Annotated in this window: 28 protein-coding genes; 7 read left to right on the top strand and 21 right to left on the bottom strand. The window is 39.8% G+C overall.

What is annotated here, in order from left to right:
- Positions 1–20: 20 nt before the first annotated feature.
- From D8854_RS05695 to D8854_RS05680, 4 genes are all read right to left on the bottom strand, one after another.
- Positions 21–248, bottom strand: coding sequence for a Blp family class II bacteriocin (locus D8854_RS05695; RefSeq protein ID WP_125450131.1), 228 nt, complete (start codon positions 246–248; stop codon positions 21–23).
- A 186-nt stretch (positions 249–434) separates the two neighbouring features.
- Complete coding sequence (locus D8854_RS05690; protein WP_125450129.1) at positions 435–839, bottom strand: immunity protein; 405 nt, start codon at positions 837–839, stop codon at positions 435–437.
- Between the two features lie 28 nt (positions 840–867).
- Positions 868–1188: a hypothetical protein gene (locus D8854_RS05685; RefSeq protein ID WP_000645118.1), complete on the bottom strand. Its 321-nt coding sequence runs from the start codon at positions 1186–1188 to the stop codon at positions 868–870.
- A gap of 14 nt (positions 1189–1202) precedes the next feature.
- Positions 1203–1430 (bottom strand): bacteriocin class II family protein, encoded by a 228-nt coding sequence (locus D8854_RS05680; protein ID WP_084970957.1) that lies wholly within the window; start codon positions 1428–1430, stop codon positions 1203–1205.
- Positions 1431–1711: 281 nt separating this feature from the next.
- Between D8854_RS05680 and blpA the strand changes: the two genes are divergently transcribed.
- The 3 genes from blpA to blpC are packed head-to-tail and all read left to right on the top strand — an operon-like array spanning position 1712 to position 5449.
- Positions 1712–3865: a peptide cleavage/export ABC transporter BlpA gene (gene blpA / locus D8854_RS05675; protein ID WP_125450127.1), complete on the top strand. Its 2154-nt coding sequence runs from the start codon at positions 1712–1714 to the stop codon at positions 3863–3865.
- Between the two features lie 10 nt (positions 3866–3875).
- Positions 3876–5237: a bacteriocin secretion accessory protein gene (locus D8854_RS05670; protein ID WP_125450125.1), complete on the top strand. Its 1362-nt coding sequence runs from the start codon at positions 3876–3878 to the stop codon at positions 5235–5237.
- A gap of 56 nt (positions 5238–5293) precedes the next feature.
- Entirely contained in the window at positions 5294–5449 is a 156-nt protein-coding gene (gene blpC / locus D8854_RS05665; protein ID WP_125450123.1) for a quorum-sensing system pheromone BlpC, read from the top strand.
- A gap of 43 nt (positions 5450–5492) precedes the next feature.
- On the opposite strand, the gene D8854_RS05660 is transcribed toward blpC, so the two are convergent.
- Genes D8854_RS05660 through D8854_RS05650 form a run of 3 tightly spaced genes read right to left on the bottom strand, consistent with a single transcriptional unit; the run spans position 5493 to position 7927 of the window.
- Entirely contained in the window at positions 5493–6833 is a 1341-nt protein-coding gene (locus tag D8854_RS05660; RefSeq protein WP_125450121.1) for a sensor histidine kinase, read from the bottom strand.
- A gap of 13 nt (positions 6834–6846) precedes the next feature.
- On the bottom strand, positions 6847–7584 hold the full coding sequence (locus tag D8854_RS05655) for a response regulator transcription factor (protein ID WP_125450119.1): 738 nt from the start codon (positions 7582–7584) through the stop codon (positions 6847–6849).
- 4 nt (positions 7585–7588) lie between these two features.
- Positions 7589–7927 carry a LytTR family DNA-binding domain-containing protein gene (locus tag D8854_RS05650; protein WP_001106571.1) on the bottom strand — a complete coding sequence of 113 codons (339 nt, stop codon included), beginning with the start codon at positions 7925–7927 and terminating at the stop codon, positions 7589–7591.
- 278 nt (positions 7928–8205) lie between these two features.
- On the opposite strand from D8854_RS05650, the gene D8854_RS05645 reads away from it, so the two are divergent.
- Positions 8206–8535 (top strand): helicase BlpT, encoded by a 330-nt coding sequence (locus tag D8854_RS05645; RefSeq protein ID WP_125450117.1) that lies wholly within the window; start codon positions 8206–8208, stop codon positions 8533–8535.
- A gap of 57 nt (positions 8536–8592) precedes the next feature.
- Here the strand turns inward: D8854_RS05645 and D8854_RS05640 are convergent, their stop codons facing one another.
- Positions 8593–9642 carry an ABC transporter permease gene (locus tag D8854_RS05640; RefSeq protein ID WP_125450115.1) on the bottom strand — a complete coding sequence of 350 codons (1050 nt, stop codon included), beginning with the start codon at positions 9640–9642 and terminating at the stop codon, positions 8593–8595.
- Positions 9639–10370: an ABC transporter ATP-binding protein gene (locus D8854_RS05635; RefSeq protein WP_125450113.1), complete on the bottom strand. Its 732-nt coding sequence runs from the start codon at positions 10368–10370 to the stop codon at positions 9639–9641. The genes D8854_RS05640 and D8854_RS05635 overlap by 4 nt, the downstream gene beginning before the upstream one ends.
- A 67-nt stretch (positions 10371–10437) precedes the next feature.
- On the opposite strand from D8854_RS05635, the gene D8854_RS05630 reads away from it, so the two are divergent.
- From D8854_RS05630 to D8854_RS05620, 3 genes are all read left to right on the top strand, one after another.
- Positions 10438–10848, top strand: a complete 411-nt coding sequence (locus D8854_RS05630) for an HIT family protein (RefSeq protein ID WP_125450111.1) — start codon at positions 10438–10440, stop codon at positions 10846–10848.
- A gap of 9 nt (positions 10849–10857) precedes the next feature.
- Entirely contained in the window at positions 10858–11136 is a 279-nt protein-coding gene (locus tag D8854_RS05625) for a hypothetical protein (RefSeq protein WP_000777766.1), read from the top strand.
- A gap of 63 nt (positions 11137–11199) precedes the next feature.
- The gene (locus D8854_RS05620) at positions 11200–11859 is read left to right on the top strand and encodes a hypothetical protein (RefSeq protein ID WP_000865429.1); all 660 of its coding nucleotides are present in this window, start codon (positions 11200–11202) and stop codon (positions 11857–11859) included.
- A 79-nt stretch (positions 11860–11938) separates the two neighbouring features.
- Here D8854_RS05620 and dnaJ read toward each other — a convergent pair whose 3' ends face one another.
- The 12 genes from dnaJ to D8854_RS05560 form a co-directional block, all read right to left on the bottom strand.
- Positions 11939–13075: a molecular chaperone DnaJ gene (gene dnaJ, locus D8854_RS05615; RefSeq protein ID WP_125450109.1), complete on the bottom strand. Its 1137-nt coding sequence runs from the start codon at positions 13073–13075 to the stop codon at positions 11939–11941.
- A gap of 151 nt (positions 13076–13226) precedes the next feature.
- Positions 13227–13859: a DJ-1/PfpI family protein gene (locus D8854_RS05610; RefSeq protein WP_125450107.1), complete on the bottom strand. Its 633-nt coding sequence runs from the start codon at positions 13857–13859 to the stop codon at positions 13227–13229.
- Between the two features lie 266 nt (positions 13860–14125).
- Positions 14126–15949, bottom strand: coding sequence for a molecular chaperone DnaK (dnaK, locus tag D8854_RS05605; protein WP_070535126.1), 1824 nt, complete (start codon positions 15947–15949; stop codon positions 14126–14128).
- Positions 15950–16208: 259 nt separating this feature from the next.
- Positions 16209–16724, bottom strand: a complete 516-nt coding sequence (grpE, locus tag D8854_RS05600) for a nucleotide exchange factor GrpE (RefSeq protein ID WP_045591861.1) — start codon at positions 16722–16724, stop codon at positions 16209–16211.
- Positions 16725–16750: 26 nt separating this feature from the next.
- On the bottom strand, positions 16751–17785 hold the full coding sequence (gene hrcA / locus D8854_RS05595) for a heat-inducible transcriptional repressor HrcA (RefSeq protein ID WP_125450191.1): 1035 nt from the start codon (positions 17783–17785) through the stop codon (positions 16751–16753).
- 160 nt (positions 17786–17945) lie between these two features.
- Positions 17946–18458 (bottom strand): DUF2812 domain-containing protein, encoded by a 513-nt coding sequence (locus D8854_RS05590; RefSeq protein ID WP_125450105.1) that lies wholly within the window; start codon positions 18456–18458, stop codon positions 17946–17948.
- 34 nt (positions 18459–18492) lie between these two features.
- Positions 18493–19068: a DUF2812 domain-containing protein gene (locus tag D8854_RS05585; protein ID WP_125450189.1), complete on the bottom strand. Its 576-nt coding sequence runs from the start codon at positions 19066–19068 to the stop codon at positions 18493–18495.
- Positions 19068–19388, bottom strand: a complete 321-nt coding sequence (locus tag D8854_RS05580; protein WP_084970917.1) for a PadR family transcriptional regulator — start codon at positions 19386–19388, stop codon at positions 19068–19070. Before D8854_RS05580 ends, D8854_RS05585 begins: the two co-directional genes overlap by 1 nt.
- 113 nt (positions 19389–19501) lie before the next feature.
- Complete coding sequence (glnA, locus tag D8854_RS05575; protein WP_125450103.1) at positions 19502–20848, bottom strand: type I glutamate--ammonia ligase; 1347 nt, start codon at positions 20846–20848, stop codon at positions 19502–19504.
- Between the two features lie 38 nt (positions 20849–20886).
- On the bottom strand, positions 20887–21243 hold the full coding sequence (gene glnR, locus D8854_RS05570) for a transcriptional repressor GlnR (protein ID WP_000664331.1): 357 nt from the start codon (positions 21241–21243) through the stop codon (positions 20887–20889).
- A 76-nt stretch (positions 21244–21319) separates the two neighbouring features.
- Positions 21320–21847: an FUSC family protein gene (locus D8854_RS05565; protein ID WP_000540311.1), complete on the bottom strand. Its 528-nt coding sequence runs from the start codon at positions 21845–21847 to the stop codon at positions 21320–21322.
- Positions 21848–21984: 137 nt separating this feature from the next.
- On the bottom strand, positions 21985–23184 hold the full coding sequence (locus tag D8854_RS05560) for a phosphoglycerate kinase (RefSeq protein ID WP_084976032.1): 1200 nt from the start codon (positions 23182–23184) through the stop codon (positions 21985–21987).
- Positions 23185–23309: the final 125 nt, after the last annotated feature.

Here is a 23309-nt window from a genome sequence, read left to right as displayed (position 1 = left end):
TTACTACTATCTTTAAAAGTTTAACTTGCCCTCAAAGCTCCCCAAGCTGCTGTACAGAACTGTGCTCCTAAAATCCCTCCAGCAAGAGTTCCCACAACTGGGATAACACTCCCCAGAGCTGCACCTCCTATTGTACAAACTCCCAATGCTTGAACAACTTCTCCAGCCCCTACTTTATCTCCACCTTCAACGCAAGCGAGCATATCAGTATCCATAATCTTAAATTGTGACATCATTTTTGTATTCATGACAAATACTCCTTTTTATTTTTAATTTTTGTCCTGTTGCAACCTTGACAAGTTTAGTATATCATTGTTTTTTAAAATTTTTCATCCAAATCTTGAATTGTCATCGAAACGTCTTGAATTGTAAAAACTTCATTATAAAAGGGTGAGTATTTCGAAAACACTTACCCTTTTATACTTCATTAGAGTCTACTTCTTATAATACTTCAAACCCCAAATAAGCAAAAGCATGATAAGCAAGCATAGAACCGCGCCAATATAAGCGATGAGTTGTTGGTAAGATTCTCCTGCTGTGATACCTCTATACAAACAGATAATAGACATAAAGCCTGTCAAGCCGATGAACATGAGTTGATTGGTTCTAGGACTAACCAAATCATCATCTTCAAACTCTCTTATCTTCATTTCCCTAGTGAGATAAACAGTAGCCAAAATAGAAGCTAAGTTAATAACCACTAAAAGAAATTGGAGGACTAAGGAAAAATTTAAAAATTGACGAGATAGAAATAGATAAGTAGAGACAAGCAAGGGCAACTGCCCTAGGAACAATCTCGCAAGGAAGATGGTCCGTTTTTTTAAAAATATTTTTTTCATTGCTTTCTCCATTACAATTAAATGACATCTAATCATTTTCTAAAATTTGATAACTTTTGTGAAATGTTTTAGCAGAAACAACTCTATGATTGGTGATATCTATATAATCACCTGGATAACCAAGAACATACATTCCATAACCAGCGAATCCTCCTCCAACTGTTCCAACTAGACCAAACTTGATATTCGTTGCGAGAGAAGTGTTGAGACCTGCCATTAGAATGCGCACATGATTATCCAACCAAACCATATAATTTTTTTGAAAAGCTTCCTCTACCCAACTTGGTTTAGGAGTTGCTTGACCAATTTCCCAAACATCAACAATTTGATTCCCATATTTTGCCTTCATAGTTTCAATCCTTTTTAAATACCATTACATGAGTTTGGAGTTCCCCCTATACCATAAGGACCACATGGTTTTGAAAAATGTATAATAGGCCACTTACCATTTAATTGATCCAAAGTTGGAGAAGGTGCTAGCCCACCCAATAAACCAGCAATCATATCTCCCCAACCTCCGAAACCTCCTTCAACTTTCGCAAGCATCTCAGTATCCATAATTTCAAATTGTGACATCGTTTTTGTATTCATGACAAATACTCCTTTTTTATTTTTAATTTTTGTCCTGTTGTAACCTTGACAAGTTTAGTATATCATTGTTTGTTAAAGTTTTTCATCCAAATCTTGAATTGTCATCGAAACGTCTTGAATTAGCTTTTTATTTGAAACCACCTCTAAATTTTTTAAAAAAAGATAGTTTCTAATCACTTTTTTACCATTCAGGAAGTTTCAATGACAATTCAAGATTTTATAAAATATGAACTTAGTATCATGGTATAATAAATTCATATTTTATATGAAAGGATTTGCCAATGACTTCTTATAAACATACATTTGTTCCTCAAATAGATGCTAGAGACTGTGGTGTCGCTGCCTTAGCCTCGATTGCCAAATTCTATGGTTCAGATTTTTCTCTAGCTCACTTGAGAGAACTTGCAAAGACCAACAAAGAAGGGACGACTGCTCTTGGCATTGTAAAAGCCGCTGATGAAATGGGCTTTGAAACAAGGCCTGTTCAAGCAGATAAAACGCTCTTTGATATGAGCGATGTCCCCTATCCATTTATCGTTCACGTTAACAAAGAAGGGAAACTCCAACATTACTATGTTGTCTATCAAACAAGGAAAGACTATCTGATTATTGGTGATCCTGATCCTTCTGTAAAAATCACCAAAATGTCAAAAGAACGCTTTTTCTCTGAATGGACTGGAGTAGCTATTTTTCTAGCTCCCAAACCCAGCTATCAACCCCATAAAGATAAAAAGAATGGTCTACTGAGCTTCCTCCCTCTGATTTTCAAACAAAAATCTCTCATTGCTTACATTGTTCTCTCAAGCTTATTAGTCACTATTATCAATATCGGTGGTTCTTATTATCTCCAAGGAATCTTGGATGAGTACATCCCAAATCAGATGAAATCAACTTTAGGAATTATCTCAATTGGTCTAATTATCACCTATATCCTCCAACAAGCCATGAGCTTCTCCAGAGATTATCTCCTAACTGTTCTGAGTCAGAGATTAAGCATTGATGTAATTTTGGCCTATATTCGCCATCTCTTTGAACTTCCTATGTCTTTCTTTGCGACACGTCGTACAGGAGAAATCATTTCACGCTTCACAGATGCCAACTCTATTATAGATGCCTTAGCTTCTACTATTCTCTCTCTTCTTCTTGATGTTTCCATTCTGATTCTTGTAGGGAGCGTCTTACTGGCACAAAACCCTAATCTCTTCCTTCTTTCTCTTATTTCCGTTCCTATATACATGTTCATCATCTTTTCTTTTATGAAGCCTTTTGAAAAAATGAACCATGATGTCATGCAAAGTAATTCTATGGTTAGTTCTGCCATTATCGAAGATATCAACGGGATTGAAACTATAAAGTCGCTCACGAGTGAAGAAAATCGCTATCAAAATATAGACAGTGAATTTGTAGATTATTTGGAAAAATCCTTTAAACTTACTAAATATTCTATTTTACAAACTAATTTAAAACAAGGAACAAAGTTAGTTCTTAATATACTCATCCTATGGTTTGGGGCTCAATTAGTTATGTCTAGTAAAATTTCTATCGGTCAGCTGATTACCTTTAACACACTTCTTTCTTACTTTACAACTCCTATGGAAAATATTATCAACCTCCAAACCAAACTCCAATCTGCGAAGGTCGCTAATAACCGTTTGAATGAAGTCTATCTAGTTGAATCTGAGTTTCAAGTTCAAGAAAGCTCTGTTCATTCACATTTTTTGATGGGCGATATTGAATTTGATGATCTTTCTTATAAGTATGGTTTTGGGCGAGATACCTTAACGGATATTAATCTCACGATTAAACAAGGAGATAAGGTTAGCCTAGTTGGAGTTAGTGGTTCTGGTAAAACAACTTTAGCCAAAATGATTGTCAATTTCTTTGAACCTTACAAAGGACATATTTCCATCAATCATCAGGATATTAAAAACATTGATAAAAAAATCTTGCGACGTCATATTAATTACCTGCCCCAACAAGCCTATATCTTTAATGGATCTATCTTGGAAAACTTAACATTGGGCGGTAATAATATGATTAGCCAAGAAGATATTCTAAAAGCTTGTGAATTAGCTGAAATCCGTCAAGACATTGAAAGAATGCCTATGGGCTATCAAACTCAGCTCTCTGATGGAGCTGGTTTATCAGGAGGACAAAAGCAACGAATCGCTCTCGCTCGTGCTCTCCTAACTAAAGCTCCTGTTTTAATACTAGATGAAGCTACTAGCGGTCTTGATGTCTTGACCGAGAAAAAGGTTATAGATAATCTTATGTCCCTAACTGATAAAACCATTCTTTTTGTAGCCCATCGTCTCAGTATAGCCGAACGAACCAACCGTGTCATTGTTCTTGACCAGGGTAAAATCATTGAAGTTGGGAGTCATAAAGAGTTAATACAGGCGCAAGGCTTCTACCATCATCTGTTCAATAAATAAGGAGAATGTTATGAATCCTAATCTTTTTAGAAGCGTCGAGTTTTATCAGAGACGTTACCATAACTATGCGACAGTATTAATCATACCACTTTCATTACTGTTTACTTTCATCTTGATTTTCTCCCTTGTTGCCACAAAAGAAATTACTGTTACTTCCCAAGGAGAAATCACCCCTACAAGTGTCATTGCATCCATTCAGTCAACAAGTGACAATCCTATCCTTGCTAATCATTTAGTGGCAAATCAAGTAGTTGAAAAAGGAGACTTACTCATCAAATACTCTGAAACAATGGAAGAAAGTCAGAAAACTGCCTTAGAAACTCAATTACAAAGACTTGAGAAGCAAAAAGAAGGACTTGGAATTTTGAAACAAAGCTTAGAAAAAGCGACTGATCTTTTTTCTGGCGAGGATGAGTTTGGCTACCATAATACCTTTATGAATTTTACTAAACAATCCCATGATATTGAACTGGGTATCACAAAGACTAACACTGAGGTTTCAAATCAAGCTAATCTTGCCAATAGCAGTTCATCAGCCATCGAACAAGAAATTACAAAAGTGCAACAACAAATTGGAGAATATCAGGAGCTGAGAGATGCTATCATAAATAAAAGGGCACGCTTACCAACCAGCAATCCACACCAGTCAATTTTGAATCGTTATCTTGTAGCCTCACAAGGACAAACACAGGGAACTGAAGAGGAGCCATTTTTATCTCAAATCAATCAAAGTATTGCAAATCTTGAATCATCTATCGCAAGCCTCAAAATTCAGCAAGCTGGTATCGGAAGTGTAGCAACTTATGATAATAGTTTAGAAACCAAAATTGAAGTACTCCGCACTCAGTTTTTACAAACAGCTTCTCAGCAACAACTAACCGTGGAGAATCAATTAACAGAATTAAAAGTACAACTAGATCAAGCGACACAGCGTTTGGAAAACAATACCTTAACCGCTCCAAGTAAAGGTATCATTCATCTGAACAGCGAATTTGAAGGTAAAAATAGAATTCCAATTGGTACAGAAATTGCTCAAATATTCCCTATTATAACAGATACAAGAGAAGTACTAATCACTTACTACGTATCATCTGACCTTCTCCCCTTACTAGATAAAGGACAAACTGTAAGATTAAAACTTGAGAAGATTGGAAATCACGGCATTACCATCATCGGTCAACTTCAGAGCATTGATCAAACTCCCACCAGAACAGAGCAAGGCAATCTCTTTAAATTAACCGCTCTTGCAAAACTATCTAATGAGGATAGTAAACTCATCCAATATGGCCTACAAGGTCGCGTCACTAGTGTAACTGCAAAGAAAACATATTTTGATTATTTCAAAGATAAAATTTTAACACATTCTGATTAATTTTCAGATAACACTCTAGAACTATTTATTATCTTATCAAAAAGGAGAATCGTAACATGGATAAGAATCAAAACCTAACTTCATTTCAAGAACTAACAACTACTGAACTCAACCAGATTACAGGTGGAGGATGGTGGGAAGATTTCTTATATAACATTAATAGATATGCTTATAACATCGCACAAGAACTTCATCATCCAATACAACTATAAAAAAATAAGACCGAGAAACAAGCACTCTCGGTCTTATTTTTCATCATTCTGTATGTATCATAGTAAGCACCTGACGAAAGACTTGATCTTGACAGGTGGTATTGAGACTAGCATTGGGATAACTTTCAACAGTCTTCATGACGGTATAGAGACCAACACCTCGGCCCTCCCCTTTAGAACTAACTCCAAAAGAGAAGATTTCAGAAATATCGATGCCCTCTTCTTTGATGGAGTTTTCAATGATAAAGGTCTCTTGTGCCCCATTTTTTAAAAAGGCAATTGAAACGTGAGGTTGACCAGCCTCTGCACTGGCTTCAATAGCATTGTCACAAAGGATAGACACAATGGTTAGAAAATCAAGTAGGCTCATACCCTCAACTTGAATCTCCTCAGGAACTTCGACATTAAAGACAATATCCTTTTCTCTTGCTTTTATAAATTTTCCTGCTAAGAGACTTTTGAGGGCACGATCCCGAATATTCACCAGTCGGCCCAGGTCATATTTATTGTCCTGCAATTTCTGGCTGGAGTTCTTTAAAACGGAGTTGTAGACCTCTTTTATCTGCTCCATATCCTCCTCTTCAATACCTAGGCGTAAGCTGGTCAAGAGGTTGGTATAATCATGACGAAAGCTCCGTACTTCCTTATAAAGCTCCTCTATATGCAGACTATACCTCTCCATGTCTCTATAGCGCAAGGTCTGCTCTTGGTTCAGTTTTTCCTGAAGTTTTTCCTTCAAGTAGGTATCCAATTTCTTGACAACCCCCATAAAAAAGAGCAAGTAAAACACCAGAATCAGATGGCGAACAGTCGTTGATTGAATACTTTGTTCATATTCAAAAAAAGACAGAGTTTCCATAACTAGATAGTAGGTTCCCATTATCCAGTTAATCTTAGTCAGGGACTTTTGAAAACCTTTATCTAGAATCTCCCTTCTCAAACTAGTAAAATCATAGTCCAACCATTTCAAAAAGGCTAGAGAAATGAAGAAATTGAAAATTATTATACATAACCCAGTAAGTGAGTAGCCATCATATACTTGCCCTTGTCCCAAAAATGGAAGCACAAAATAGGAGACTCCCCTATAAAAGAGATTCACCAATATCATTGGAAAGAGACCATAAAAGAAAAGGAGTTTTTTAGGAAGCCCTCTTAACAATAAGAAAGATAACCCTATGCCAAACAAAGGTTCTATAAAATATAACAAATATTCACTCACAGCTAAAAATTTAAAAGTCGCAAAAATGGCCCCTAGGAGAAATTTCAGAAGAAAAGCCTTAAAAATCCTCTCGAAAGTAAGATTAATTCCATCCACCTTAAAGAAAATGACAATTTCTAGCCCATTAGTAATAAGTGTATACAATAATATCCAAGCAATATTCATAAACTCTCCTAGTTCAGTGTAAGTTATTGATAGCCTCAGAAACTTCCCTAACCTTATAACGCGCGATTAAACAGCTTCCCCCATTGGGAAAGAAAAGCAGTTTTTCTTTCTTATCCAAATGCACCACATTTGCAGGATTGATGAGAAAAGAACGATGACACTGCAAGAGACGAGGCTCCTGCTTGAGAACCTCCTCTAGGCTCGCCGTAAATTCCAGTCTATCCGTCTTGGTATAGAGAATAACACGATGGGCTCTAGGAGACGTTTCGAGATAGTAAACCTCTTTAAAAGGATACTGGAATTGAGCAAATTTTGATTTAAAGTAAAAGCAATCTTCCGCCAGGCTTTTGCTGTCTTGACTATCGGCATAGAGAAGAGCTGTCTCGATACGAGACTCAAACTCCTCCGCCGACAAGGACTTATCAATGTAGTCCAAAGCAGACACTTGGTAGCGAAAGGACAGGGGCATAAACTCCGAGTGAGTCGTCACAAAGACGATCAGGGCATAAGGATCTCGATCCCGAATCTTTCTTGCCACTTCTAGGCCTTTCATCTCCTCATTTCGAATCTCAATGTCCAAAAAGAATAGCTGATGTGCTACCTTCTCATGCATCTCTGCCAGAAGTTGGTCTGGCTTGCCAAAGACTTCAAAAGAGCTGGGAATGATATGATGTTCTTTCAAGAGTTTCTCAATCGTCGTTTCAATCCTAGTCTGTTGGGAGAAATCATCTTCTAAAACAAATATTCTCATCTTCTTACTCTCCTTGTTTCAACCATCTTTGGCGAATATCTCTATAGCGACGTCTGGCATACTGAACAGCATATCGACCTTCTTCTCCAAGAAAAAGAGTCTTTCTTTGGATATCCATGGATTTTAGCCGTTCAAGGTTAACCAAACAATTTCGATGACATCTCGTCAAGGTTTCTCCATATTGTTTCTCAAGATTGCTTAAATTTTGAAATAGATCAAAGCTAGCGTTTTCTGTAACAATCTGCACGGTATGGGCTTTGCTTGGATGCGTTTGGATATAGTAGATATCCTCTATGTTTAATTTGAAAATTTCTTTCTCTTTTTGGATGATAATGTAGTTCATGGATAAAACCTCCTAAAAAGAGGATAGCATAAATCTAGAAACTATTTTTCACCAAATCCTAAACGGTTCTCAAAAATTCCTAAAGTGTCGAATCATTCGCAAAATGGCTATGATAATCTTACAATTATTTTATCATAAAATCCTGCAATAACCATTCAGGAAATTTCAATGACAATTAAAGATTTGAAGGTAAAAAAAGAGTTAAAAGTGATAGACTATGATTATAGAAAGACAATCACTTGAAACAGCTTTAGAACCATCACAAAGGAGGCATTCTCATGACAGATACAGACCCTATTAAAAGAGCTCATACTTTGATTACTGACTTAAACAAAGCCTACCAAGTCTGCAAACAGGCAACAGCTGACGATGTCCGCTTTCAGGAGCAGCTGGACAATATCCTTGACTTTCTCTCTAAAACTGAGACAGTGGATAATCGATTCTTGATTGAGCTGGAAAAATTTTACCAGACTTCCAGTCTTCTCCTGGGTCTCAGCGCTCTCAATCCAGATGCTCCTACTCGCGCCGCTTGGCGGGCCTATGACCGTTTTCACTTTGACCAAGTCAAAACCAAGTTAAGTCTCTACGGACCAACTATTATCTTGTAGAAAATAAAAGAAGCTGAGACAGAACTCAACTTCTTTTTTAGTGTCCTATAAGTAAGATTAATCCTGCATCTGACGTTTCATCTGATAAGGTAGATACAAGATTTGTAAGACCAGTCCAGCTCCAAGCAGGGCTAGAAGGGCTAGTTTTTCTTGGAGGGTAATCAAACCAACTACCAGTTGAACCATTAAAACAAAACCTGTCAATCCTCGGATAACTTCCTGTAGTCCCTTCTCTTTTTCACCCTTTTCTAAAGGAAAGAGCTGGGTCAAGTACTGGTAGTCAAAAGCACGATAGAGAGCCAACAACTGGAAGAGCATGAGGTGATTAAACAGGACAACCACTGCTGTCGCAATCCAAGACTGCTCGATAAAAATCACAGCTAACAAGGATAGGAGCAAGAGGCGAAGACTGAGGGCAAAGAGGTCTCCATTTCGCAGATAAGAGCGGAGATAGAGGTTCTGCCAGATCTTCCCTGGCACCTTTTGAACAGTCTTTAGGATGAAGTCCAGATAAGCGCGACGCTTGACACTGTTTGAAACACCCTTGACCTGAGTAAAGAGGGCAAAGAAACGAAGCAAGACTTGCTTGCGCTTGCTTTCTTGGACAATGACATAGTCCCAGTCCAGTCCAGTTTCAGTGAAAAATTTACTAGCTTTGTGGCGAAAGAGGAGGTATTTCCCAGTCCCCAATAAAATCACATAGACAAGAAAGACTGGCAAGCCATAGCCCATGGCTAAAAACAAGGGCGCAAACAGGAGCAAAAAGAGGGTTTGAACAATTGTCCAGAAAACCAATGAACGCACCGTCTGCCCTTTGAGGTACAACTTGACCTCCTCTTCACTGACTAAGAGAAAGAGCTTGTCAGGTACTTCCGTGTAAGTAGCGATTCCTCCCCAAGCCAAAAGTAAGGCAGATGCAATCACTACAAACAAAAGAATAGGCCAATGATTTTCAGGAAAATTTTGCAAGAGTTGACTGTACTGGTAGGCTAGAAAACCGATGAGAACTAGCAGGAATAAGACAAAGTGGTCATTTAGAACATAACGCAGATAACCGACACACTCCTTACGAAAAGCCTGCTTTCTCCTTAAAAACAAGTCTTTCATAGGTCCTCCTCTTTGGTCAGTGCCAAGTAAATGTCATTCAAGCTAGCCTCAGGCATGTTAAAGGCCTCGCGGAGTTGCTGGAGGTTCCCCTGAGCCCGCACCTCTCCCTTATGGAGGATAACAAAGGCGTCACACATCTTCTCTGCCGAATCCAGCACGTGGGTACTCATGAGGATGGATTTGCCTTTTTGCTTTTCTACTTCCAAAAGCTGAATCAAGTCAGCAATCGCCAAGGGATCAAGACCAAGAAAAGGCTCATCCACGATAAAGAGGCTCGGATCTACCACAAAAGCACAGATAATCATAACCTTCTGCTTCATCCCCTTGGAGAAATGGACCGGAAACCAGTCTAATTTTTGATCCAGACGAAACATCTTTAACAAAGATTCCACTCGCTCAAAAGCTATTTTCTGATCGATACCATAAGCCATTGCCACCGTTTCGATATGCTCTCTGAGAGTCAATTCCTCATACAAGCTAGGCGTTTCTGGGATATAGCCAATCTGCTTGCGGTAGTTGGTCGCATCTTCTCGCAGGGTTAGGTCATTAATCTTGATTTCCCCACTGTAAGGTGTCAAAAGACCGATAATTTCATTAATCGTCGTTGATTTCCCAGCACCGTTGAGACCAATCAAACCGACCAACTGCCCACTTTCAACTGTAAAGGACACATCTTTCAAGACAGGGACGTGAACATAGCCTCCTGTCAGGTTTTTAATTTCTAACATATTTTCTCCGAATCTGGTATAATGTAGCTATATTATATCAAAATTCAATACAGTAGAGGTGGATTTTATGTCAGATTGCATTTTTTGTAAGATCATAGCAGGAGAGATCCCTGCTTCAAAAGTATACGAGGATGAGCAGGTTCTTGCCTTTCTTGATATCTCTCAAGTAACGCCTGGACACACCCTCATTGTACCAAAAGAGCATTATCGCAATCTTTTGGAGATGGATGCTGCAAGTGCCAGCCAACTCTTTGCCCAAGTGCCACTGGTAGCTCAAAAAGTTATGAAGGCTACTAAGGCTGCTGGTATGAATATCATTGCCAACTGCGAGGAAGTCGCTGGTCAAACGGTCTTTCATACCCATGTGCACCTTGTTCCTCGCTACGGTGCAGAAGATGACCTCAAGATTGACTTTATCGCCCACGAACCTGACTTTGACAAACTTGCCCAAGTCGCTGAAACTATTAGAAATGCCTAAGGAGTTGCCATGAAACTATCAAATCTACTGCTATTCGTAGGAGCTGCAGCTGGAAGTTATTTTGTCGTAAAAAATCGCCAAGCCATCACGGAGGAGTTTATAGACACTAGCGACCGTGTCGAGGCTATGAAGGAGGATTTGGATATCATTCAAAACAGCCTGCAAATCATCGACCAACAAAAAGCCCTTATCAAGGAATACCAAAAAGACTTGACCTACAAGTTCAAAGTCTTGGAAAAGGATTTCCAAACCAGAATGGCAGTCCTCCAAGAAGAAAAACAAGGATAAGAGAGTCTCCAACTTTCCTTAAACTCTTTTTTGGATACTAGGTTTGAACAGAAAAGTGAGGGAATGAAAGTGAAACAGTTTTTAAAAGTTCTAGCGAAGGTCGTCGCGATCCCTTGTGGTTGCCTCTGCCTGCTTGCAGTCTTGGCATTTCTACTACTGATGAATCTTTTCAAGGCCTCACCGAGTGACATCCAAAAAGGGAATGACGACTTAAAACAAATCTTTATCTCTCTTGACATGCCTCCTGAGAAAGTAGAATCAAATGGAAGGTATCAATTCGAGGGTGGAGGCTTACATTTTTATGTTACTTTCTCAGATGAGGTCATCAATAGCCACCCCGTCCTAAAAGAAAGTCCAAAACTCACCAAAAACCGACTCGAAGTCTATGTCCTACAGGCAGGAGAGATTTCCTACTATAAAGTAGGGGATAACTTGTTCAACCATGGCTTATTCCAATTTTTAGAGAAGGAAAGTGAAAAGTATTTCCAAGAAAAAGGAAAGACATTTAACCCTAATTACTCACTTCTCTTTTGGGATGATCAGGAAAGTTTTAAAAAGGGAATTTCATTCTATGAAAAAGCTTTGACTTTGGTGGAGATTCAGGATAATTCGGCAATCAAACACATTGATACTATCACAGTTAAGCCTGGCAAAGAAGCGGAAATCAAGCAACTCATTCAGGAGATGGATGCGGCTGGCTTGCTCACTCAAAAGTATAAATAGTAAACCAGCTGGAGAATGATTTTCTCTGATGTTAAATTTCCAAAGATTACACAAAAAGAGCCCATCGGCTCTTTTTACTTTATTCTCCTTCAAAGGCATCTTTTATATGGTCAAAGAAGCCTTTTTTCTTTGGATTGACTTTCAAGTCACCTGCAGCTGCGAACTCTTTAAGCGCTGCTTTCTGACGATCGTTCAAACCTGTCGGAGCCACGACATTGACAGTTACATATTGGTCACCAACGGCACCACCACGAAGGCTTGGCGCTCCCTTGCCACGTAGACGGAATTTCTTGCCAGTCTGAGTTCCTTCTGGGATGACCAATTCAACATCACCATGTACAGTTGGAATTTCCACAGTATCCCCAAGAGCTGCTTGGACAATATTGAGATTCAACTTGTAGAAAATAGTTGTTCCTTCACGTTCAAACTTATCGCTGGCTTCTACTGAAACCACTACATACAAGTCTCCGTAAGGTCCACCGTTAAAGCCTGCTTCACCTTGACCAGCGAGGCGGATTTGTTGGCCTGTTTCCACACCAGCAGGAATCTTCACATGTACGCTATGAGCTTGTTTTTCATGACCTGTCCCGTGACAAGTTGTACATGGATCTTTGATTTCTTTTCCGCGACCATGACAGACATCACAGGTTACTTGGCGGCGCATCATACCAAGCGGAGTCTGCGTATCAACGTTAATGACACCAGCGCCATGACAGCGTCCACAAGTGACTGGACTTGTCCCTGGCTTAGCACCAGAACCATTACATGTACGACAGCTGGCTTCACGATTGTATTTAACTTCTTTTTCCGTTCCAAAGATAGCTTCTTCAAAAGTCAAATTCACACGATACTGGAGGTCGTCTCCTTGACGAGGAGCGTTTGGATTGCGCGAAGCTCCGCCTCCGCCAAAGAAACTTGAGAAGATATCTTCAAAACCACCGAAGCCACTTGCTCCGTCAAAGCCACCAAAACCGCCAGCACCACCAAAGCCACTGTTGGCACCTGCAGCACCATATTGGTCGTAGGCTGCACGTTTTTGGTCGTCACTCAAAGTCTCATAGGCTTCTTGAACTTCCTTGTATTTTTCCTCAGCACCAGGCTCCTTGTTGATATCTGGGTGATATTTTTTGGAAAGCTTACGATAAGCCTTTTTGATCTCGTCTGCCGAAGCGTTTTTTGACACCCCCAGACGATCATAAAATTCAGTATTGTTCATACAAGATACTAAGAGCGAACAGAAAGCGACTGAAATTTAGGAAACCGACAAGAAATCCTGATTTCTTAGGAGGTTTATCTAATTTCCAAGCTTTCCGCTCGAGTTCAATTACGAACACCCTTATTCCTTTCTATAATTTATAAGTAAATCATTAGAGGGTATTTTCTATACTCTGCTTCACTTCATCAAACTCTTTGTCCGATAGAGTAAAAATCAAGTCCTCTTCTGAATATTCGTTCTGTTCTTTAAAATAGTTGTCAGTATTTTCTGCCAAACCTAGACCAAGAATCACTTTTCTTGCAAACTCTTGATGTGCAAAGCCAATAGCAGTAATGATATTTTTATCTTGCAGGACAGCTTTTGCTTTGAAATTTTCCCGAGGAAGAAATTCAAAATAATCAAAGAAGTTTTGCCAAATCCCACCAGTAAATTTCGTGTCATTCAACAAGCCAGCTTTCGCTAACAAAATGGGCGCAGAAGAAATTGCTGTAATTAAGATATCCTGCTCACCAAGTTCTCTCAAAAATGAGGCTAATTTTTCATCCTGTAGAGCAGGCCCTATATTTACCATTCCTGGTAAAATGATACAAGAATACTCTTCTATACAGATTTGATCCAATGTTTTTGTAGGTTGACAAGGTAAGCCATCCTCAGATATAACTATCGAATAATCTGAAGCGACATAATCAATCGTGATGTCAAAAGACAGAGCCAAAGTACTCGTTAAAGAGGATATCTCATAAAGAGAAAAATTAGGATAAAGGATACAAAGTACTTTTTTCATAAGCAACACCCTCTATTTTACCGAAAAACAGAGGCTGGGTTGCAACCTCTGGATTTCTTCCTATCATTACGACGTTCAAGTTTTAAAAATCAAACTAGTAATGCTGAATTGAGCACGGCCTAACCTCTTGGTGAAAAAGAGACGTAGCTGTTTCCGCTTTAGCGAATTACAGATATGGCTACCTTTAGGTGCAAATCTTTCTAGAAACTAAAGTTTCTGCGTCAGATTTCCTATTTTCACTGTGAGGTTTTAACGGGCTTTGCATCTTACTTCTCCGTAAACTCTCCGTCTACGACGTCATCGCCTGCGTTTCCTGTTGCTTGTGCGCCTTCTGCTCCTGCTTGAGCTTGTTGTGCTGCTGCGGCTTGTTCGTAGAGTTTAACAGCAAGTCCTTGAGCTTTTTCGTTCAATGCTTCGAGTTTCGCTTTCATTTCGTCCAAGTTGTTGTCTTCTTGGGCTTTCTTAAGCTCATCAAGGGCAGCTTGGGCAGCATCACGTTCTGCATCGAAGCCTTTACCTTCAGTTTCCTTGATTGTCTTTTCAGTCGCAAAGATTGCTTGGTCAACTTCGTTACGAAGGTCTACTTCTTCTTTACGTTTCTTATCTGCTTCAGCGTTAGCTTCTGCATCTTTCATCATGCGGTCGATTTCTTCGTCTGTCAAACCAGAGTTAGATTGGATAACGATTGTTTGCTCTTTTTGAGTTCCAAGGTCTTTAGCCTTAACAGATACGATACCGTTCTTGTCGATGTCAAAGGTTACTTCGATTTGAGGAATTCCACGAGGTGCAGCTGGGATGTCAGTCAATTGGAAGCGTCCAAGAGTCTTGTTATCTGCTGCCATTGGGCGTTCACCTTGAAGAACATGGATATCAACGGCTGGTTGGTTGTCTGCTGCTGTTGAGAAGACTTGTGATTTAGATGTTGGAATAGTTGTGTTGCGGTCGATAAGTTTTGTGAAGACACCACCCATTGTTTCGATACCAAGTGACAATGGTGTTACGTCAAGAAGGACAACGTCTTTAACATCACCAGTGATGACACCACCTTGGATCGCAGCACCCATGGCAACCACTTCATCAGGGTTTACTGATTTGTTTGGTTCTTTACCAGTTTCAGCCTTAACAGCTTCTACAACGGCTGGGATACGAGTTGAACCACCAACAAGGATGACTTCGTCGATATCTGACAAGCTCAAACCTGCATCTGAAAGGGCTTGACGAACTGGAACTTTTGTACGTTCTACAAGGTCACGAGTCAAATCGTCAAATTTCGCACGAGTCAAAGTCATTTCCAAGTGAAGAGGTCCAGCCTCACCTGCAGTGATGAATGGCAAGCTGATTTGTGTTGAAGTTACACCAGAAAGGTCTTTCTTCGCTTTTTCAGCCGCATCTTTCAAACGTTGCATTGCCATCTTGTCAGTAGACAAGTCAATACCGTTTTCTTTCTTGAATTCTGCTACCAAGTGGTCGATGATTTTTTGGTCAAAGTCGTCACCACCAAGTTTGTTGTCCCCTGCAGTTGACAATACGTCGAAGACACCGTCACCCAATTCAAGGATAGATACGTCAAATGTACCACCACCAAGGTCGAATACCAAGATTTTTTCTTCTTTGTCAGTCTTGTCCAAACCGTAAGCAAGAGCTGCTGCAGTTGGCTCGTTAACGATACGTTCTACTTCAAGACCAGCGATTTTACCAGCGTCTTTTGTTGCTTGACGTTGAGCGTCGTTGAAGTAAGCTGGGACTGTGATAACTGCTTTGGTTACTTTTTCACCAAGGTACTCTTCAGCGTAACCTTTCAAGTATTGAAGGATCATAGCTGAGATTTCTTGTGGAGTATATTCTTTTCCATTAGCAGAAACTTTTTCAGAAGTTCCCATCTTAGATTTGATAGAGATAACTGTATCTGGGTTTGTAACTGCTTGACGTTTTGCGGCATCACCAACGATGATTTCTCCGTTTTTGAATGAAACTACAGATGGAGTTGTGCGGTTTCCTTCTGGGTTTGCGATGATTTTGCTTTCAGTTCCTTCAAGAACTGCAACTGCTGAGTTGGTTGTACCTAAGTCAATACCGATAATTTTAGACATGTGTTTTTCTCCTTAAATTTTATATTCTATTTTTGACTTTTCTTAATATTCCCCTTAAGTGGTGGGGACGTGAGCAACTCCCTACGGGATTTCATCACTTATTTTTGAGCCAATTGTCTCAAAAATCCCCTGTTTCAGTAGCACACGCTACTGAAACTTTCACCACGGCGGGCAACATCTTCCTTGCAAGCCTCCAGCTTGCTTTTTAACTTTCTTCATAGTTTATTGTCGTTTCGGACAAGTTTTTAAGTTCTCTAGCCTAGTTATATACTACTACCATGGCTGGGCGTAGGATGCGGTCATGGAGTTTGTAGCCTTTTTGGAAGACTTGAGCGATGGTGTCTGCTGGGTGTTCATCGTCTGCTGGGAGCGTTTGGATGGCCATGTGGTAGTTATGGTCAAATTCACCGTCAGCTGCGATTTCTTCGATTCCTTCTTCTTTCAAAGCATGTACCAAGCTCTCTTGCACCATCTCCAATCCTTTTTTGACATCGTCTGTCAAACCTTCAACTGCTAGTGCACGTTCTAAGTTGTCAAGCGACGGTAAAATTGCTTTTGCCAGATCTTGGCTACGATAACGTTGCAAGTTTTGACGTTCTTCATTGGCACGGCGTTGAATATTTTGCATTTCTGCATGAGCGCGAAGGTATTTGTTTTCGAACTCATCCGCACGTTCATTTGCCAAGTCCAACTCAGACTTCTCAGGAGTTGTTTCTTCAGTTGTTTCCACAACTTCCTCTTCTTTCATTTCTTCGTTTTTTTTATCTTGGGCCATTTTCGCCTCCTTTAATGATTTCAAAATTAATTTACTTCGTAATGATTACTACTGAGGTAGCGATAAAAATCCGTCAACTTCATGGTCAAAACACGATTGACCACATTAACTTGGTTGACCAATTGCTGGTAATCCAGATTGACCGGACCGATAATTGCCAGAATTCCAAAACCTCGATAAGGAATGAGGAACTTACTGCTAATCACTGCTAGGTTAGCTAGACAGGATTCCTGACTGTCCGCAACACGGACATTTTGCATTTGATCTTCATGCAGACCCTCACGAATCTCCAAAGCCACCTTTTGCGGTTGGTCAAAGAACTGATAGGCTGCTAGATTGGCGAAATTCAAGAGATTGACCTTGCCCGACACCACAATATTTTCATTGAACATTTCTTTAAAAATGTGTTCAAAGAGATCCATGACATTGTCCGTTGTAGTAAAGTAACGCTGGATAATCTGCGGAATCTCTGTCCGAATCTTGTAGTGAATATCTAGAACGGTGTGGCCGAGGAAACGTTCCTGAATGATTGCCTTCAGTTTCAGCAAATCCTCCTGCAAGAAGTTCCTTGGAATCAAAAACTGACTGGTAACCGTTCGCGACTCGTCTAGGGTAAATACTGCCAAGGCTGTATGTTGCCCTAGAACAACGATATCAAAAGCTGTCAACCGTTGCCTGCTGGGCTCAACATCTAGCGCTACAACTGTGCAGCCACTCAAGTCTGTCAAGACATTAGCAGCCTCTTGCAGAATATCCTCCAGTTTGAAGAATTCCTGATCAAAGGCTTTGACAATCTCATAGACCTCATTTTCAGCCAGTCGGTCAAAATCCAGTGAGTGTTTCACATAGTACTGAAAACCAGCAACACTTGGCATCCGACCACTGGAAGTATGAGCTTTCTCAAGCAAACCTTGCTTTTCTAAAGCCGCCATATCATTACGAATGGTTGCACTGCTAGAGTTAATAGACTCTTGCAAAGCTTTGGATCCGACAGGTTCGTGCGTTTTGGTAAAGATGTCAATGATCAGATTTAAAATATCCTGCTGACGCTCTGTAACCATCTCATCACTCCTCTCTGTCTGATCGATTAGCACTCTATGCCCCCAAGTGCTAACTCATGATTCTATTATACACCCTTAGAAGAGAATGTCAAGACAAAAACTCAAAAAATTAGCACTCTTTTATCAAGAGTGCTAAAAATCAGTCTGAGGACCTAGAAACTTACTTTTCATCAATTTGGTATTTCCTTTTAAGTCTGTAATATCCATAGATCAGATAAGAAATTAAACAAGCGTATAAAACGAAAGTAATAAAGAAAGACATAGAAAGACCTTCTTTAAATAAACTCATGCAAACAACAAGACCACCCGAGAAAGCAGCTGTACAGGATCGAAGTCTAGACCGCATAACTTCCCATCTAAGACCATTACTCATATAGACTTGATCCTCTGGAAGTGTATCTGAAGATGATTTACGAAGAATTGAACAAAAACCTGTTTCTATCAATTCCCAACCGCTATTTCTAAAACCTTGTAGTTCATGCTTATGCTTTCTAAGAAATCTAGAATCATAGATCTGATAGATGACATCATCCGGTTGACATTGCTCAAAATAAAAAAAACCAAAACGACTAGTTCTATATCTCCAGCCTTTCAAGTGCATCTCATGCAAATATTCTTCCTCCTTGTCCAAATCGACAACGGTGAAAATCCGAAATTGTACTTTGCTATTCATTGCCTGACCTCCAAATCAGAAAACAAGTATTGTTTCAGCTATAAGATAATTCTTTCCACTTTTGGAACAAGCTCCAAAAAATATAAGAAATCTGAATCGCAAAAACTATCAATAAAACACAATCCATAATAACAATCAAAAACATTACCCAACTGAAAGAACTACCTCCACTGAGAAACTTTGAGAAAATCGGTATTAGAGCTAAAAAGAGAAGCAAAATAGGAAGCATCCGCATTATTAAAATCCGTTTAACCATGGCTAACTTCCCAGTAGCGTCATTATAGATTTCAAACTCAGTATCCGACTCAACTCCAGAATAAGATTTTCTAAAGTAGGAAAAACCATTAAAATCTATAATATGCTCCCATCCACAGTCTTTAAATAGTTGTAAATAGGAGGCTCTCTCTGATTTTTTCATGGGATAAAAATCTAACTGATAAGACACCTGCTCCGGTTGGCACTTTTCAAAAGTATACTTAACCGCAACTACTAAGTTAGAGTAACTCACTTCCTTAAGTTTCCAGCCCTTAGCATGCATTTCCGCAAGGTATAAAGCCTCTCTATCATAATCCGCAATGGTAGCAATTCTATAAACAACCTTCTTTTCCATCATCCTCCCTCCCGACTATTTCTGTAGAGTCGTTCAATACGTTTCAATTCAATATCCAAGACTTTTCGTCCCAAGTCTGTAATCTGATAGATTTTCCGTTTTTCTTCTTCTCGGACAAAGAAAATCAAACCATCCTTTTCCATCTTTGACAAGGTTCCATACATAGTTCCAGGACTAATCAAGACTTGCGAATCTGTCATCTCCTTGACCTTTTGGGTAATACTATAACCATGACGTTCCTTTTGCAGACAGAACAAGATATAAAAACCCGTTTCCGTCATCGGAAGATAAACTCGACGAATCTTATCCGTTAATTCCATTTACAACTGCCTCCTATTCAGTTCGATACATCGCACCTCGTTATATAAAATATATCACACCTCGATATAAAACGCAAGAAAAAAGACCGCCCTCAGGCAATCTTTCTTCTATATTAATAAAGATCTAAATAGTTATCAACTTCCCATTGTGACACAAAGGTTGCATAGCTAGCCCACTCGATACGTTTGGCTTCAAGGAAGCTAGTGTAGATGTGGTCTCCGAGGGCAGCCTTAACTACTTCATCTTCAGTCAAAGCTTTCAAGGCGTTATGAAGAGTTGATGGAAGGTCTGTTATTCCAGCTTCCTTACGCTCTTCAGCTGTCATGATGTAGATATTTTCTTCGATAGGAGCTGGTGCTTCGATTTTGTTTTCAATACCGTGCAAACCAACTTCCAAAAGAACTGCCATCGCGATGTATGGGTTTGCCATTGGGTCTACCGAGCGCAACTCAAGACGTGTCCCCATTCCACGTGAAGCAGGTACACGCACAAGTGGCGAACGGTTACGACCAGCCCAAGCAATGTAAACTGGCGCTTCATAACCAGGAACCAAACGCTTGTAGGAGTTAACAGTTGGGTTCATGATGGCAGTATAGTTGTAAGCGTGCTTAATCAAACCACCAAGGAAATAGTAGGCCGTTTCTGACAACTGCATTCCTTTTGGATCATTTGGATCAAAGAAGGCATTATTCCCATCCGCATCAAACAAGGACATATTACAGTGCATACCTGATCCAGCAATACCAAATTTTGGTTTCGCCATAAAGGTTGCGTAAAGCCCATGTTTGCGAGCAATGGTTTTAACAACGAGCTTAAAGATTTGAATCTTATCACAAGCGCGGAGGACTTCATCATACTTGAAGTCAATTTCATGTTGTCCAACTGCAACCTCGTGGTGACTCGCTTCTACTTCAAATCCCATTTTGGTCAAGACATTCACAATCTCACGACGTGTATTGTCCGCAAGGTCAGTAGGCGCCAAATCAAAGTAGCCACCCTTGTCATTTACTTCAAGTGTCGGGTCACCATTTTCATCCAGCTTAAATAGGAAGAATTCTGGTTCTGGACCAAGGTTGAAGGATTTGAATCCCACTTCCTCCATATGACGAAGAGCACGCTTCAGATTACCACGAGGGTCACCTGCAAATGGCTCACCCTCTGTTGTATAGACATCACAGATCAAACCTGCAACACTTCCATTCTCATCTCCCCAAGGGAAGACTGTCCATGTATCCAAGTCTGGGTACAAGTACATATCTGACTCATTGATACGTACAAAACCTTCAATAGAAGATCCATCAAACATAGCCTTGTTTGACAAGACTTTATCTAACTGTTCATCTGTAGCAGGAATTTCGACGTTTTTCATCGTCCCCAAGATATCTGAAAACATGAGACGAATAAAGGTAACATTTTTTTCCTTGACTTCACGACGAATATCTGCAGCTGTGATTGGCATGGGTTTTCTCCTTAATATATATGACTACTTGCGATTACCTAACCGCGACCAAAAGGTGACTGCGCTGAAGCAAAGCGTCCCTGTTGGAGGAGCTCATTATGAAGCGCACGACGCACTTCCGTTGGGCTCACTGCTTTCTTGGATTTCGCCTCACGTTCAGCATATTTCTTCTTAATGGCAGCGATATTGAAACCTTCAGAGATATAATCTTTGATTTCAAGCAAACGATCCATGTCATTCAAAGAATACATGCGACGGTTCCCTTCGTTTCGATCAGGCTTTATCAACTCTTGATCTTCATAATAACGAATCTGACGCGCCGATAGATCGGTCAACTTCATCACACTGCCGATAGGAAAAACAGCCATATTTCGGCGAAATTCTCTTTCCTTCATTCACAATTTCCTTCTTTCTGTCTATTATAGTCTAAAAAAATACATACGTCAATTGATAATGTCATAAAACATGACATTATTTTCTTTTTTTCTCAAAAAGATTTCTGAAGCGATCAATATCATAATTTACGAGTATTGCGACAAAAACTCCCATAAATGTTTCAAACACACGCGCAAATACGTACAAAAATGTTTCTCCGCTCGGTATTGATAGGGTAATGATCAACATAGCTGCTACACCACCAATAACTCCCGCCTTATTGTTCATGGCAACATTTGTCATAATGGTTAACATGGTGCAGATTGGCACAATCAGCAAGGTCACCCAAAAGGCTTCTTGAAATAAGGTATTTAAGAGGAAAAAGACAAGGGCGTAGAAACCACCGATACTGTTTCCTAGAATGCGTGATGTTCCAAAATGAACACTCTTATCAAAGCTTTCTCGCAAACTGAAAACTGCTGTCAAAGCCCCAATTTGAAGCCCCTTCCAACCAAAAAATCCAAAAATCAAGAGAACTAAAAAAACAGCAATTCCGGTTTTAAAGGTTCGTAGACCAAGCTTGAACTGTGACTTATCAAATTTATATTTTTTAAAATAACCCATAATCTCAACTTTCTATTTCCATTTTATCATAATTTAGTTGATTTTATGAGCCAAAATCAATCGGAAACGTTTTTAATTCAAGCTACAAGAAAAAGAGGAAACAAAGTTCCTCTTTTCATCGTTTCATTTACGAAAGATTATTTTTCTGTAAGTGCAGCCAATCCTGGCAATACTTTACCTTCAAGAAGTTCCATTGATGCTCCACCACCAGTAGAGATCCATGAGAACTTGTCTGCGCGACCAAGGTTGATCGCTGCGGCAGCTGAGTCACCACCACCGATGATTGATTTCACGCCTGGTTGTTTCACAATAGCGTCCATGACACCGATTGTCCCAGCTTGGAAGTCAGGGTTTTCAAATACACCCATAGGTCCGTTCCATACAACTGTTTTGGCACCAGTCAAGGCTTCGTCAAATTTAGCGATAGATTTTGGACCGATGTCCAAACCAAGGAAGCCTGGATCAACTGCTTCACCTTCAGTGTCTTTCACTTCAGTGTAGTCAGCAAATGCGTTTGCTTCTTTTGAGTCAACTGGCAAGATCAATTTGCCGTTTGCTTTTTCAAGAAGAGCTTTTGCAACATCCAATTTGTCTTCTTCTACAAGTGAGTTACCGATTTCGATACCTTGAGCTTTGTAGAATGTGTAAGTCATCCCACCACCGATAAGCACTTTATCAGCTTTTTCAAGCAAGTTTTCGATGACACCGATCTTGTCTGAAACTTTTGAACCACCAAGGATGGCTACGAATGGACGTTCTGGAGCTTCAACTGCTTCTTGGATGTAGGCAATTTCATTTTCAAGAAGGAATCCAGCAACTGCTTTTTCAACGTTTGCTGAGATACCAACGTTAGAGGCGTGTGCACGGTGAGCTGTACCGAATGCATCGTTTACGAAGATGCCATCTCCAAGTGATGCCCAGTATTTACCAAGTTCAGGATCGTTTTTAGATTCTTTCTTGCCGTCAACATCTTCGAAACGAGTGTTTTCAACCAAGAGAACTTGTCCATCTTCAAGAGCGTTAACAGCGACTTCCAATTCAGCACCGCGTGTAACACCTGGGATAAATTTAACTTCTTGTCCCAATTTAGTAGCCAAGTCAGCAGCTACAGGAGCAAGTGATTTACCTTCTTTATCTGCTTCTTCTTTTACACGGCCAAGGTGAGAGAAGAGGATTGCACGTCCACCTTGTTCAAGGATGTACTTGATAGTTGGAAGAGCTGCAGTGATACGGTTGTCATTGGTAATCACGCCATCTTTAACAGGTACGTTGAAGTCAACACGAACGAGAACTTTTTTCCCTTTCAAGTCAACGTCTTTAACAGTCAATTTTGCCATTAGATATGACTCCTTCTTTTTTTATACGTGTTAATTATATCACAAAATCAACAAAAGAGATAGCAAAACCCTAAACTTTTCGAGTTCATTCTTGCAACTGAAACTACTTTTTTTAAAATTAAAAC

The organism is Streptococcus mitis (assembly GCF_003943905.1).
Lineage (GTDB): Bacteria > Bacillota > Bacilli > Lactobacillales > Streptococcaceae > Streptococcus > Streptococcus mitis_BC.
This window is presented reverse-complemented; position numbering and strand designations above follow the sequence as displayed.

Excerpts from the sequence above, each read along its gene's own strand:
- D8854_RS05640 (WP_125450115.1), bottom strand. The coding sequence starts at position 9,642 with ATGAAAGACTTGTTTTTAAGGAGAAAGCAGGCTTTTCGTAAGGAGTGT.
- D8854_RS05625 (WP_000777766.1), top strand. The coding sequence starts at position 10,858 with ATGAAACTATCAAATCTACTGCTATTCGTAGGAGCTGCAGCTGGAAGT.
- D8854_RS05695 (WP_125450131.1), bottom strand. The coding sequence starts at position 248 with ATGAATACAAAAATGATGTCACAATTTAAGATTATGGATACTGATATG.
- D8854_RS05620 (WP_000865429.1), top strand. The coding sequence starts at position 11,200 with ATGAAAGTGAAACAGTTTTTAAAAGTTCTAGCGAAGGTCGTCGCGATC.
- blpC (WP_125450123.1), top strand. The coding sequence starts at position 5,294 with ATGGATAAGAATCAAAACCTAACTTCATTTCAAGAACTAACAACTACT.
- dnaK (WP_070535126.1), bottom strand. The coding sequence starts at position 15,949 with ATGTCTAAAATTATCGGTATTGACTTAGGTACAACCAACTCAGCAGTT.
- D8854_RS05670 (WP_125450125.1), top strand. The coding sequence starts at position 3,876 with ATGAATCCTAATCTTTTTAGAAGCGTCGAGTTTTATCAGAGACGTTAC.
- D8854_RS05635 (WP_125450113.1), bottom strand. The coding sequence starts at position 10,370 with ATGTTAGAAATTAAAAACCTGACAGGAGGCTATGTTCACGTCCCTGTC.
- D8854_RS05660 (WP_125450121.1), bottom strand. The coding sequence starts at position 6,833 with ATGAATATTGCTTGGATATTATTGTATACACTTATTACTAATGGGCTA.
- D8854_RS05590 (WP_125450105.1), bottom strand. The coding sequence starts at position 18,458 with ATGAATAGCAAAGTACAATTTCGGATTTTCACCGTTGTCGATTTGGAC.
- D8854_RS05685 (WP_000645118.1), bottom strand. The coding sequence starts at position 1,188 with ATGAAGGCAAAATATGGGAATCAAATTGTTGATGTTTGGGAAATTGGT.
- D8854_RS05610 (WP_125450107.1), bottom strand. The coding sequence starts at position 13,859 with ATGAAAAAAGTACTTTGTATCCTTTATCCTAATTTTTCTCTTTATGAG.
- D8854_RS05655 (WP_125450119.1), bottom strand. The coding sequence starts at position 7,584 with ATGAGAATATTTGTTTTAGAAGATGATTTCTCCCAACAGACTAGGATT.
- D8854_RS05680 (WP_084970957.1), bottom strand. The coding sequence starts at position 1,430 with ATGAATACAAAAACGATGTCACAATTTGAAATTATGGATACTGAGATG.
- D8854_RS05645 (WP_125450117.1), top strand. The coding sequence starts at position 8,206 with ATGACAGATACAGACCCTATTAAAAGAGCTCATACTTTGATTACTGAC.
- D8854_RS05585 (WP_125450189.1), bottom strand. The coding sequence starts at position 19,068 with ATGGAAAAGAAGGTTGTTTATAGAATTGCTACCATTGCGGATTATGAT.
- hrcA (WP_125450191.1), bottom strand. The coding sequence starts at position 17,785 with ATGGTTACAGAGCGTCAGCAGGATATTTTAAATCTGATCATTGACATC.
- glnR (WP_000664331.1), bottom strand. The coding sequence starts at position 21,243 with ATGAAGGAAAGAGAATTTCGCCGAAATATGGCTGTTTTTCCTATCGGC.
- D8854_RS05565 (WP_000540311.1), bottom strand. The coding sequence starts at position 21,847 with ATGGGTTATTTTAAAAAATATAAATTTGATAAGTCACAGTTCAAGCTT.
- dnaJ (WP_125450109.1), bottom strand. The coding sequence starts at position 13,075 with ATGAACAATACTGAATTTTATGATCGTCTGGGGGTGTCAAAAAACGCT.
- blpA (WP_125450127.1), top strand. The coding sequence starts at position 1,712 with ATGACTTCTTATAAACATACATTTGTTCCTCAAATAGATGCTAGAGAC.
- D8854_RS05580 (WP_084970917.1), bottom strand. The coding sequence starts at position 19,388 with ATGGAATTAACGGATAAGATTCGTCGAGTTTATCTTCCGATGACGGAA.
- D8854_RS05690 (WP_125450129.1), bottom strand. The coding sequence starts at position 839 with ATGAAAAAAATATTTTTAAAAAAACGGACCATCTTCCTTGCGAGATTG.
- grpE (WP_045591861.1), bottom strand. The coding sequence starts at position 16,724 with ATGGCCCAAGATAAAAAAAACGAAGAAATGAAAGAAGAGGAAGTTGTG.
- D8854_RS05650 (WP_001106571.1), bottom strand. The coding sequence starts at position 7,927 with ATGAACTACATTATCATCCAAAAAGAGAAAGAAATTTTCAAATTAAAC.
- D8854_RS05560 (WP_084976032.1), bottom strand. The coding sequence starts at position 23,184 with ATGGCAAAATTGACTGTTAAAGACGTTGACTTGAAAGGGAAAAAAGTT.
- glnA (WP_125450103.1), bottom strand. The coding sequence starts at position 20,848 with ATGCCAATCACAGCTGCAGATATTCGTCGTGAAGTCAAGGAAAAAAAT.
- D8854_RS05630 (WP_125450111.1), top strand. The coding sequence starts at position 10,438 with ATGTCAGATTGCATTTTTTGTAAGATCATAGCAGGAGAGATCCCTGCT.